The organism is Acinetobacter sp. CIP 64.2 (assembly GCF_000369645.1).
Classification (GTDB): domain Bacteria; phylum Pseudomonadota; class Gammaproteobacteria; order Pseudomonadales; family Moraxellaceae; genus Acinetobacter.
The window spans coordinates 391785-404289 of sequence record NZ_KB850120.1 but is presented as its reverse complement, the minus strand read 5'-3'; the positions used below and the strand labels follow the sequence as shown (position 1 = coordinate 404289).

10 protein-coding genes are annotated in these 12505 nt (G+C 42.9%); 6 read left to right on the top strand and 4 right to left on the bottom strand.

The window, feature by feature from the left end:
• The first annotated feature begins 19 nt into the window (after positions 1-19).
• The 5 genes from F895_RS16820 to F895_RS16840 all read left to right on the top strand — a co-directional run bounded on the left by F895_RS16820 (position 20) and on the right by F895_RS16840 (position 5391).
• Positions 20-1567, top strand: coding sequence for a helicase HerA-like domain-containing protein (locus tag F895_RS16820; protein ID WP_005238556.1), 1548 nt, complete (start codon positions 20-22; stop codon positions 1565-1567).
• A 142-nt stretch (positions 1568-1709) separates the two neighbouring features.
• The gene (hmpA, locus tag F895_RS16825) at positions 1710-2921 is read left to right on the top strand and encodes an NO-inducible flavohemoprotein (RefSeq protein WP_005238555.1); all 1212 of its coding nucleotides are present in this window, start codon (positions 1710-1712) and stop codon (positions 2919-2921) included.
• 79 nt (positions 2922-3000) lie between these two features.
• Positions 3001-3453 carry an RrF2 family transcriptional regulator gene (locus tag F895_RS16830; RefSeq protein WP_005238554.1) on the top strand — a complete coding sequence of 151 codons (453 nt, stop codon included), beginning with the start codon at positions 3001-3003 and terminating at the stop codon, positions 3451-3453.
• Between the two features lie 84 nt (positions 3454-3537).
• Positions 3538-4314 (top strand): ribosome biogenesis GTP-binding protein YihA/YsxC, encoded by a 777-nt coding sequence (gene yihA, locus F895_RS16835; protein WP_005238553.1) that lies wholly within the window; start codon positions 3538-3540, stop codon positions 4312-4314.
• A gap of 132 nt (positions 4315-4446) precedes the next feature.
• Entirely contained in the window at positions 4447-5391 is a 945-nt protein-coding gene (locus F895_RS16840; RefSeq protein ID WP_005238552.1) for a metal-dependent hydrolase, read from the top strand.
• A gap of 54 nt (positions 5392-5445) precedes the next feature.
• Here F895_RS16840 and F895_RS16845 read toward each other — a convergent pair whose 3' ends face one another.
• Together F895_RS16845 and F895_RS16850 are read right to left on the bottom strand one after the other, a co-directional pair.
• A complete protein-coding gene (locus F895_RS16845; RefSeq protein ID WP_005238550.1) occupies positions 5446-6687 on the bottom strand; it encodes a dicarboxylate/amino acid:cation symporter in 1242 nt (413 codons plus the stop codon).
• Positions 6688-6817: 130 nt separating this feature from the next.
• Positions 6818-7690, bottom strand: coding sequence for an acyl-CoA thioesterase (locus tag F895_RS16850; RefSeq protein WP_005238548.1), 873 nt, complete (start codon positions 7688-7690; stop codon positions 6818-6820).
• A gap of 299 nt (positions 7691-7989) precedes the next feature.
• Here F895_RS16850 and plsB point away from each other — a divergent pair, with 299 nt between their 5' ends.
• Positions 7990-10536, top strand: a complete 2547-nt coding sequence (gene plsB / locus F895_RS16855; protein WP_005238546.1) for a glycerol-3-phosphate 1-O-acyltransferase PlsB — start codon at positions 7990-7992, stop codon at positions 10534-10536.
• 40 nt (positions 10537-10576) lie between these two features.
• Here the strand turns inward: plsB and F895_RS16860 are convergent, their stop codons facing one another.
• The gene (locus F895_RS16860) at positions 10577-11560 is read right to left on the bottom strand and encodes a putative solute-binding protein (protein ID WP_005238544.1); all 984 of its coding nucleotides are present in this window, start codon (positions 11558-11560) and stop codon (positions 10577-10579) included.
• Between the two features lie 125 nt (positions 11561-11685).
• The gene (locus F895_RS16865; RefSeq protein ID WP_005238542.1) at positions 11686-12504 is read right to left on the bottom strand and encodes an NAD-dependent epimerase/dehydratase family protein; all 819 of its coding nucleotides are present in this window, start codon (positions 12502-12504) and stop codon (positions 11686-11688) included.
• Position 12505: the final 1 nt, after the last annotated feature.

Genomic DNA, 12505 nt, shown 5'->3' with positions numbered 1-12505 from the left:
AATTAGAAACAGGTGAAGAATGAGTACACCAATCGTTATTGCTAAAAAAACCACAGATACGACACAAGATATTGTTTTGCATTCTAAATTTGCAAACCGACACGGCCTGATTGCGGGTGCCACAGGAACGGGTAAAACCGTCACACTCAAAGTCATGGCCGAAAGTTTTTCTCGTCTCGGTGTCCCTGTTTTTCTTGCTGACGCCAAAGGCGATGTCTCCAGCCTTGCCAAAGCAGGTAGCAGCAATCCCAAGTTTGATGAGCGCTTAAAAAGCCTGCAGATAGAATCCATTCCTTTTGCCGCTGCGCCTGTCATTTTTTGGGATTTATTTGGTCAGCAAGGTCATCCGATTCGCACCACCATTTCAGAAATCGGCCCTCTTCTTTTGGCACAAATGCTGAATCTGAATGACACCCAAGAAGGTGTGCTTTCAGCTGTATTTCGAATTGCCGATGATCAAGGTCTACTGCTGATTGACTTCAAAGACCTTAAATCCATGCTGAGCTACGTCAGTGAAAACGCCTCTGAGCTTAAAGCAGAATATGGCAACCTCTCTCCTGCCAGTTTGGGTGCAATCCAACGTAATTTACTGGCTTTAGGCGATCAAGGTGGTGAACAGTTCTTTGGCGAGCCAAGCCTGAATATCCTCGATTTCATTCAAACCGATAGCAATGGTCATGGCTATATCAACATTCTCGCTGCTGATAAGTTGATGAACACCCCGAAGCTGTATGCCACCTTCCTATTGTGGATGATGTCGGAACTGTTTGAGCAACTCCCTGAAGTCGGCGATATGGACAAACCGAAGTTAGTGTTCTTCTTTGATGAAGCCCACCTATTGTTTGATAATGCCAGCCCAGCCTTACAGCAAAAGATTGAACAAGTGGTCCGCCTGATCCGTTCTAAAGGTGTAGGGATTTATTTTATTACCCAGAACCCACTGGATCTGCCAGAAAGCGTTTTAGGACAATTGGGGAATCGCATACAACACGCCTTACGCGCCTTCACCCCCAAAGATCAAAAAGCAGTCAAAACTGCAGCCGATACTTTCCGCGCCAATCCTGAGTTTAAAGTCGATCAAGCGATTACCGAACTCGCAGTCGGTGAAGCCTTGATTAGCTGCCTTGATGAACAAGGAACACCACAAATCGTGGAACGCGGCTGGGTGATGCCCCCTTACTCTTCATTTACGCCAATTACTCCAGAAGAGCGCCAAGTGATTATTGGACAAAGTATTGTCGCAGGGGTCTATGATCAAGCAGTAGATCGAGACAGTGCCTATGAAATGCTGCAAAAGAAAGTACTGCAACAGTCTCAACAACAAGAGGCCGACGCATTAGCCAAACAGCAAAGTAAAGAACAGGATGCTTTGGCCAAGCAACAAGCCAAAGAACAAGAACGTTTTGCGCGCGAGCAACAAAAAGCTGCTGAAAAATCCCAACGTGATCGGGACAAGCTCACTCAAGATATCGTCGGAACTTTTGCCAAAAGCGCTGCACGCAGCCTAGGTGGCACTACAGGACAGAAAATTGTACGTGGTTTACTGGGTTCACTATTTGGTAAATAAAAACCTTATCTTTCTAAAAATTAAGGGATATTTTAATATCCCTTAATTTTTTTATGGCTTTTATTTAAATATGCATTGCAAATACACCTTATAAGATGTATTTTAAATACATCTTATAAGCAATCGCCAAGAGAGATCAAACATGACTCCGCAGCAAATTGACCTAGTAAAAGCCACTGTTCCTGTTCTGCGTGAAAATGGTGTTGCGCTGACTGGATACTTTTATAACCGTATGTTAGGCAATCATCCCGAATTAAAAGAAACCTTTAATATGGGTCATCAGCGTAGCGGTGCTCAAGCACAGGCATTGGCTGGCGCTGTGTTGGCTTATGCTGAAAATATCGAAGACCCTTCGGTACTATTGCCTGTGGTTGAAATGATTGCACATAAACATGTGAGCTTGAATATTCAAGCTCCTGATTACGGTATTGTCGGTGAAAACCTGCTGCATTCAATCAGTGAGGTACTCAGCATCTCGATGGAAGATCCATTGATCGCAGCTTGGGCTGCCGCTTATGGCCAATTGGCAGATTTATTTATCAGCACTGAAAAAGCGATTTATGATCAACACCAACAAGCGAAAGGCAGTTGGTTAGGCTGGCGTAATTTCAAGATTGCCAAAAAAGTCGTAGAAAGCAATGAAATCACCTCTTTCTATTTAGCACCTGTCGATGGCGGCGCATTACCGCACTACGAAGCAGGCCAATATATTTCAGTTCGCGTGTTTGTCCCTGAATTAAACTTAAGACAACCGCGTCAGTACACGCTATCAACCAGCCCACAAGCGGATTATTTACGTATCTCGGTGAAACGTGAAGATGAAAAAGGTGAGCTTGCAGGGGGCTGGGTATCTAGCACTTTACACAGTTTAGCTGAAGGTTCAGAGATTGAAGTATCGGCACCCACAGGTAACTTCTATCTGATTGACAGTACTAAACGCAATGTCTTTATCAGTGGCGGTGTGGGCCTTACTCCAATGATTGCCATGCTGAATCAGTTGGTGACTCTGGATCTACCACAACCCGTTAACTTCATTCACGCCTGTCGTAGCAGCCAAGTGCATGCCATGAAGAAACACATTGAAGAGGTTAAAGCCAAATACCCTCGTTTAAGTACCTTCACGGCCTATGAATTCCCACATGCAGAAGATGTATTGGGTCAAGATTATGATGCTGCTGGCCGGCTTGATTTAAGCACGATGGATGCAGCCTTATTACCAAGCAATGCCGACTATTATTTATGTGGCCCAATGCCATTTATGGCAGCACAACATCAGGCACTGGTTGCACGAGGTATTCCTGCGGCCAATATTCACAGTGAAGCCTTTGGTACCGGTGGTGTGAAGCTCAGCTAATTCACGCGACGTTTTGCAGAGGGCCCGTCTATGTTAGACTGGCCCTTTCTATTTTAAGCAATCAATTGAGTGAAATCCCATGCAACTCAATAAATTTACTGATTATGCACTCAGAATTCTGATGTATGTCGCTCGCCCGAGTGATGTACCGTACACGATTGCAGATATTGCTGAAGATTTGCATGTGTCGCAAAATCACTTGGTGAAAGTGGTGCACTTCATGGGGAAACAACACTGGATTGTCACCATCCGTGGTAAAGGCGGTGGTTTAAGGTTAAATCCAGAAGCCAAGAATTTGAAACTCGGTGAAATTGTCCGAACCTTACAAGGTAACCATCAAATTGTTGAGTGCAATACCCCTCCCTGTGTCCTTCGAGCCAACTGTGGACTGAAAGGTATTTTAGATCAGGCACTCGAATGTTTTTATCAGAGTCTGGATCAATATACGCTCGGCGAAGTGGTACAACACGGTATTCTACCCTCTTCAACCCGCTCAAATATCGACTTTTTAGAACTGATTCAAAAAGCTTAAACCGTCTATGCAGATGAGGGTTCGCACGAATGCCCCACATCCTTTATAATGGTCGTTGCTATTTCTATTCAAAAGTAAGCTTCTATGCGTCGCAGTGAAAAATCGAAAGACACCAAAGCCAAACTCGCACCTAAACAAAAAATCAGTTATGAAAAAAAGGCTGATCCTGCGTTAACTGAATATGCAGTTCAGTCTTTAACGTGGTTACGCCAAGCTGAATTTTTGATGAGTGCGCCGAAACTGGCTTTATGCGTAGAAGATACAGGTTATGAAATCGCCTTCGCTGGTCGTTCCAATGCAGGTAAATCAAGTGCGATCAATACTTTAACCAATCAAAAGCAATTGGCACGTGCCTCTAAAAAACCTGGTCGTACCCAAATGATCAACTTTTTTAGTTTAGGCAATCCTGATCAGCGCTTGGTCGACTTACCGGGTTATGGCTATGCCGCAGTTCCTGAGGCCATGAAAATTGTTTGGCAGAAAGAGCTGGAAAATTATTTAATTCATCGTAAGAGCTTACAAGGCTTGGTGTTATTAATGGATATCCGTCATCCATTACAGCACTTTGACTTGATGATGCTGGAATGGGCACATTCACGTCATTTATTTGTGCATATCCTGCTCACCAAAGCGGATAAGCTGAACCGTGGCCCAGCCAATAAAGTCTTGTTAGAAGTGAAACAGCAGTTGAAAAAGATGAAACTTGATTTCTCTATTCAACTGTTCTCTTCGCTCAATCGTATCGGGCTAGAAGAGTTGGCAAGTGTGATGGCTGGTCGCTTGAACTTCACTCTTGATCAACCGGCTGAATTTAACCTTGATCAGATTGCTGAAGCTTCAGAAACTGATCTAGAAGAGTAAAAAATGCATTTTATGCAACTTGATGCACAAAATAATTTTTAATTGTCCCGAATTGCTAAACACAAACACTAGGTAGTTTTCATATACTGCTTAGTGTTGGTTTATTGCACTATCGATTAGGACTAAATAACAATGAAATTACTATCATTTGTGAAGAACAAAGTTCTTGGTTCTTCGATTGACTATAAAATCCTCCCACGCAAAGTAAAATTTGACTGGGAAAACACACCAGTGGATTGGATTCCTCACCAGCCTTTTGCCAGCTATTTTATTAATGAAATTAACAATATCTTACCTGCTGGTGAATTTTGGTTTTGTCGTTTATATAACAAAGTCCTCCCTGAAATTACTGATGAAAAATTAAAGCAAGATGTCCAAGCCTTTATTCGTCAGGAAGCGATGCATGCAGTTGCACATACTTCAGCCAATAAAGAATATCTCAGTAAACGTAATATCGATATTCAGCGTAATCTCGACATCATGGATTTTCTGTTTACCAAAGTCTTAGCTGACAAGCCCTTTGATAAAGAGATTCCAAAAGCACTGGAGCATCAATGGGATTTATTCCGTCTGGGTGTGATTGCAACCGTTGAGCATATGACCTGTGTACTGGGTAAATATGCGCTGTACAACAAACGCTGGCAAGAACTGGGGGCTGACCCTGAAATGCTTGATCTAATCAAGTGGCATGGTTCTGAAGAGATCGAACACCGTACCGTTGCATTTGACCTTTACCGTCATTTAGGTGGTGGTTATATCGCCCGTTATTACCTGAGTGTTGCTGTGATTATTGGTGTACTTGGCCTCTGGGTCGATGGTGCAGCACATATCATGAGCCAAGATCCACGCTTTGCAGCGAAAAAACCAAGTGTGTTTAAGCCTTGGATCTGGATTGAGTGGTCAAAGATCGCTTTGCAAGACGCCAAGATTTTACCCGGCCCGGCATGGTTGGTGGCACAACAGTTAGACTACCTGATGCCATGGTATGACCCGGTCAAAGAAGGCAATACGCAGGATGCTGTGAATTATCTCAACAATTCACCTGCTGCAAAACGCGCTTTACAGCAAGCCGCTTAAGTCTTAAATATAAAAAAGCAGGAGTGATTTCCTGCTTTTTTTTATTGCATCCAATCAACTGGATTCTGCTTCAGCTTTCTTGGCATAACGATCAACCACAACACTAATCATCATATCGCCTTGTACATTGACCACGGTGCGTACCGTATCAAGCACACGATCAATCGGCAGTAAAATTGCAATCGCTTCCGCAGGTAGACCCACCGACTGTAGCACCATGATCATGGTGACCATTCCCGCACTTGGAATCCCCGGTGCGCCTAAGGATGCAATCATGGCGGTTAAACAGACAATCAGTTGTTGGGTCAGGCTTAAGTCCAAACCCATTAAATTGGCAATAAATAACGCTGCTGCTGCCTCATACAATGCTGTTCCATCCATATTTAGCTGCGTGCCTAAGGGAATGACAAAGCCCGCAGTTTGTGGACGCACGCCCAAATTTTCCTGCGCGCACTTCATACTCAACGGCATGGTGGCAGAACTGGAACTGGTGGCAAAAGCCGTGACCAAGGCGGCTCTCGCCCCTCTAAAAAAAGTAAGGGGATTCATGCGCCCAAAAATCCACAACAAGGCTGGCAACACCACGACGCCATGAAAAATGGTTGTACCTGTCACCACCGCAGCAAATTCAACCAAGCGGCTCAACACCGACAAATCTTCAGTGGCAATCAACTTTGCCAGTAAAGCAAAAATACCAATCGGCGCAAGTTTCATCACCCAGCCGACCAGCATCATCATGATGTCAAAGAATTGTTGGCTGATGTTACGTACCAGAACAAAACGCTCGCCGCCTTTGACCAAAGCTACACCCACAAACAAGGCAAATACTACCACCGCCAGCACATTGCCATCACTAAAGGCCTTAAACGGATTAATTAAGGTATTCTGGATAAAGGTGGTGAAGAAACTCGACGGTGTTAGCGTGTCAGGGGTTTGATGACTGTCCATCGCGGCTTGGAATAATTGAATATCCACACCCTTGCCCACTTCAAACAGATGCGCACAACTAATTCCCAGAATTAAAGCCAAGGTCGTGGTGGTAAAACAACTTAATGCGGTAATCTTCCAGACTCGGCCGAATTGCCCACCCGCCTGTAAGTTGGAAACGCCAACCACAATCGAGCTAAAAATCAGGGGAACCAGCAGCATTTTCAACAAGCCAATGAAAATGCTACTTAAAATACCCAAGCCATAGAGACTGTGATCAACAAATGCAGTCTGGGGATAGGCCAACAATAGAAAACCAAAGGCCACGCCAAGTATAGCTGCAATTAAAATTTGCGTATTTAAATTCATTTTATGCGATAAAGCGTTGTAACTTAGCCGTACTATGGCATGCTCATGTTGAAGAATCGAGCAATTTTTTGTCACATCCTTATGATAAAAAAAGCCATCAGAATGATGGCTTTAGTGTTGATTCATTTTTTCACTGGGTTTCAATTTCTCTAAGCCGAATCAAACCTTCTTGTACGGTACTACACACCAACTGCCCATTTTGCCACATCCGCCCAAAGTTCAAGCCACGGGAACTGGCACTGATGGTTGCCTCCATATCGTAAAGCATCCATTCATCGGCACGTAGTGGACGATGGAAATAAATGGTGTGATCAATGCTGGCACATTGTAAATTCGGTGAAATCCAAGATAGTCCATGTGGACGCAATGCCGTGGTCATCAAGGTAAAATCAGAGTAGAAAGCAACAATAGCTTGATGCAGAGAGATCTCATCCAGATCCTGCGGAATCGCGTCATGAGTCCGAATGTAATGCGCATAAAACGGTGCTTCAGGCTGTGGCTGAAACGGATTAATCAACTGCGTCGGCCTAATTTCTACATGACGTTCACGCATAAAACTGGCACGCACATTTTCAGGCACGAAATTGATCAGACTTTCTTTCAGCTCTTTTTCAGACTTCAATGCTTCAGGTGCAGGATATTCTGGCTCTTTATGCTGGTAGTTCAGCCCTTCTTCCTGATTGGCAAAAGATACCATTGCAGAAAAAATGGTTCGGCCATGTTGAATCGCACGAACTTGTCGACTGGCAAAACTCTTTCCATCACGAAGCGGATCAACTTCATAAATAATCGGTGCATTGACATCGCCGCCATACAAAAAATAGGCATGTAAAGAGTGTGCAGGACGATCTGTAGTATATGACGCTGCTCTCAAGGCCTGTCCAAGCACCTGTCCACCGAATACTCGCTTGCCTACCAAATTGCGGCTATTGCCTCGAAAAATATGCTCTTCCAGCTTTTCCAGAGTCAACAGTTCTACCAATTCTTGAGTTAACGCATTCATGTAATAGTCTTCCAACATCAATGAGGAGAGATCAACCAATTCCTTTCAGGGTTGATAATTTTGATTGTGCCACAAATTCAAAGCACAATGATCAGGATAAAATGATTGATGCGTCACGTTAATGATGCATTCACAATCCCAATCTTTATTTATAACCGCTAAAAATACGATTTTTAACGATAAAATCTACCAAATACGCTATATTTTGTCAGAAAATAACATACCGTTTCATGTAAGAATATCGCAGAATGTCGTGTTCATCATGACTTGCTGTCAGGATTATTATTTAGGAGTTTGTAATGTCCAAGACTGGATTTGGTCAAATGTATCGCCAACTTTCGAGTAAGTTACTTGACCTTGTGGTAACCCCACATGTTCTTGGTGAAGTTCCTGCAGAATCCACCTCAACAGAGCAAAACACAACCGATTCAAATAAACTCGTTTGCTATGTTTTACAAAATTATTCACGCAGTAATGCCTTGGTGGTGGATGGTGAAACCCGTCGGCTGCATTTAAAACCTGCGCTAGACCCCTTAAGTTTTGGCAGCTATCAGGAAAAAAACTCAGTTCTTTTTTTACATCATAACGAAAATAATTTTTTTAATACCCAAACCTTTCCTCCCCGTTTATTGCAACTGGTTGAAGCACTTGAGCAAAACCCTGAGATTGATATTGAACTGGTTCCCGTCACCGTACTGTGGGGACGCTCTCCAGATAAGGAAGATTCTTGGTTCAAATTACTTTTCTCCGATACTTGGGCAACACCAGGCACAGTCAAACAACTCATGAACATCGGCCTGCATGGTCGCCAGTCTTATTTAGAGTTTCATGAAGCACAATCTTTACGTGAGTTGGTAGATTATGCCAAGACCAATCATCCAAATGTTTCACCAGCAACCTACATTGCAAGCTCTTTAGACACCTATTTAGATCAACAACGTGAAGTCGTGCTTGGTCCGGACTTGTCAGACCGCCGTAACGTGATGCAATCGGTAGTGAAGTCACCTGAGGTACAAGATGCCATTCGCCGTGAAAGCATTCAGCATAAAATTAGCATGCTTGAAGCTGAACGCCGTGCCATTGGTTATGTCAATGAAATTGTATCGGACTACTCTGCGTCCGCTGTCCGTTTTGCCGATATGGCCTTAACCCGTTTATGGACGCAACTCTATGACGGCGTTGAAGTACATAACTTCAGTACCATTCGTGAATTAGCCAAAGACTACGAAATTGTCTACACCCCTTGCCATCGTAGCCATATCGACTATTTATTATTGTCCTATGTTATTTATAAACGCGGTTTGATGATTCCATACATTGCTGCGGGTGATAACCTGAATCTACCCTTTGTAGGTCAGTTATTGCGTGGTGGCGGTGCCTTCTTTATTCGCCGTTCTTTCCGTGGCAATGCACTTTATACTTCTGTATTCAAAGAATATTTATACAGCATTTTATCTCGCAACACCCCTATTGAGTACTTTATTGAAGGGGGACGTTCACGTACAGGTCGCTTATTGCCACCCAAAACAGGCATGTTGGCCATGACCATCCAAGGTCATTTACGTGGCCCAGCCAAACCAATCGTATTTGTTCCTACCTATATTGGTTACGAGCGTCTCATGGAAGGGTCGACTTATGTCGGTGAAATGCAAGGTAAACCGAAAGAAGCCGAATCGATTTTTGGTATCGTGAAAACCTTACGTAAAATTGAGCGTATCTTTGGTAAAGTCCATGTCAACTTTGGTGAGCCCGTCTTCCTGAATGACATCTTAAAGCAGAATAATGCTGAACATCTTGTCAATGAGACGCCAAGCACAACAGAAATTTCCAATGTTGTAGCAAATTCAGCCAACCTGATTTTAGAAAATATTAACCGTGCTGTGGTAATTAATCCGGTGTCATTGTTGTCTCTCATTTTATTGGCAACACCAAAACACACCCTTGATGAAGAGATTTGTGCCAAGCAACTGGATATCTATCGCGATTTAGCCACTCAACAACCCTACGATGAACGGACTCAAGTCACTTCATTATCGGGCAAAGAAATCGTGGCCTATGGTCTAAAACTCAAGCTGATTAAACGTGTTCAACATGTGCTCGGCGATATTATTGCGATTGAAGATAATCAGGCAGTTCTGCTCACCTATTTCCGTAATAATATTTTACATGCCTTTGTATTGCCGTCATTGGTGGCTTCTCTGGTTGAACATAACGGTAAAATCCACAAGAACGATTTAAGTAACGTGATTCGTACCTTATATCCGTTCTTAAAAGCTGAATTGTTCATGAAATGGCAAGCGAGCGAGTTACAGCAGCAAATTGATAGCTATATCGATGCGTTAGTTAAAATCGGTCTGATTTTCCAAGATCATGAAGACAATTTATTTAGCCCAACGCCAAATAGTGAAGAACATCAAAAACTCGTGACCTTGGCGATGCCAGTGAAGCAGAGTTTAGAGCGTTACTACATGACTTTGGCACTGATCACACAACGTGGTTCGGGCAATATTTCCACCAAGCAAGTGGAAGAGCTGAGTCATTTATTGGGTCAACGTCTATCTGTACTGTATGAGTTCAACTCACCTGAATTCTTCGATAAAGCCTTATTCCAAAGCTTTATTAAAGTCCTCACACAACAAAATTATATTCGCAACAATGAACAAGGCTTTATTGAGTACGAAGATAACTTCAGTGAGATGGCGGCTGGTGCTCAACTGGTGTTGGATGAAACCACCTTACAAATGCTGCAACACATCACTACTTTCAGCGATGAAGAACTGGCAGAAGCCTTAGAAGCCATGGCGTCACAACAAGCCAAACGTCGTTTAAAACGCAAAAAATCTTAAACATAAAAAAGGCAACTTCGGTTGCCTTTTTCTTTAATGACTATTTATTGCGGCATTCCAGATATTTGGGATCATCCAAACAACGTAATCGTCTAATCAGTTCAACAAAATAGGCATCGTAATAGCCCGAATCGACATAACGCTTGCTAATCTTGACCACCATGGCATCATAGCCCTGCTTTTCATAGCTTGAAATATCAGCCCAATAATAAGCAGGTAAATGGTTTTCCCATTGAATGGCTTGCGCAGCCAGTATACTGCTATTGCGTACAAACCAGGACCGTACCAGTCGACCAAAGCCCTTTGGGTAGGCTTGTGGTCGAATCACGATATTCATCGCAAAGTAAGCGACTGGGAAATTGACCACTTGAGTTGATTCACCGAATTCTTTTTTCAAGTTATACGGCAATATCCCATACGCAGGTGCAGCCAAAATATCAATTTTTTTCTGCTTAAAGGAATCTACCGCATTAGAAAAATCAACATAGACAGGTTTGGCGCCAACACTCTGTACCAGTGCCTGCTGTGGTGGATTATTCTCCAGAATCCCAATGGTTTTATTCTTTAGCTGAGACACTTTATTAATCTGTTGCGTATTCATGATCATATAGGCTGTACCAATCGGGATCATGCCAAGCACTTCATAGTTCGTGCCCACCATACGCTTTTCAACATTTTTATTATTTAATAACTGCAGGAATACACGAGCAACACGATTATTCGGAATCAGTCCAATCCCCCCGGTTGTCCCCATAAACTGATTATAGCGATAGGTATTAAAGTTCGACGCGACCAGACCTGAACATTTACCCTGATCAAAGGCCTGTATCGCCTCTTTTTCATCCTTAAAGGTTTGAAATTTCAGTTGAACTTGATTTTGGAGTGCATACAGACGAATATCTTGTAAGCGACGACTAATATCACCCTGTGTATTTAAAGGATCAAAGACACACCATGACTGCTCTGTCGCCCAACTACTGGTTGTGATCCATCCAAATAGGATCATGCAAATTATTTTTCTCATGTATTACCTCTACGCCTCGCCGCAAACCATGTGCTCAATTCAGGCAGTTCCTTTACGGAATGTGTTAGTATTTAATATTCAAAATACATCGCAACTCTTTAAATGTTCTTTACAGTCTAATCGAATTATTCTTCATTACTATGTGCCAATAACGCCGCTGCATAGTCATTAAAGCAAATCAAATGGTCAAATCGGAATCCTGTTTCAACTAATCGGGTTGCATAAATCCGTTTGCCTGTAGGTTGTTGTGACAAGAGTTTTAAAGCAGGTAAATTTAACTGTTGCTGAAACCATAACAGAATTTCATGCATGGCTAATGGCTGATTGTTACTGACAATATAGCTCTTTTCAACTTTAGACAAATTAATCAATAAAGCTAAGAACTTGGCCAAATCATCAATATGAATTCGATTACTAAAATGCACAGCTGGGTAGGTCTGGCTCTGTTCAGCCATTTTTTTTAATCGGACAATTGAACTGCCATAAATTCCAGTGGGGCGAACAATAATGCTTTGCTGTGGATAATGCGCTTGCCACAGTAACTCCATCTTACGAAGCACATGCCCTTGTGCATCCGCAGGTCGAATCTCGGATTCATCATCTATCCGCTCCCCCGCATTTTCGCCATAGACCCGAGTTGAGGAGACAATCACAATACGCTGTACAGGATGGGTTTTGAGCGCTTCAACCATCGGTACGATAGTCTCAACATAAGTCTGCTGATAAGCCTCAATCCCACTTTGTGCAGGTGCAAGCAGTACATAGACCACATCAATAGGCGGTAGCCTGGTTAAATCAAGTTGGTGAATATCCTGAAGATAATGCGTCGCGTAACAATCTGTTTTTTCACTGCGACTAATTGTGCTAATGTGGTGACCTTGCTCAAATAAGTGTTTAGCAACACGCTGAGATGTTTTACCATAACCAATAAATAAAATATGCATA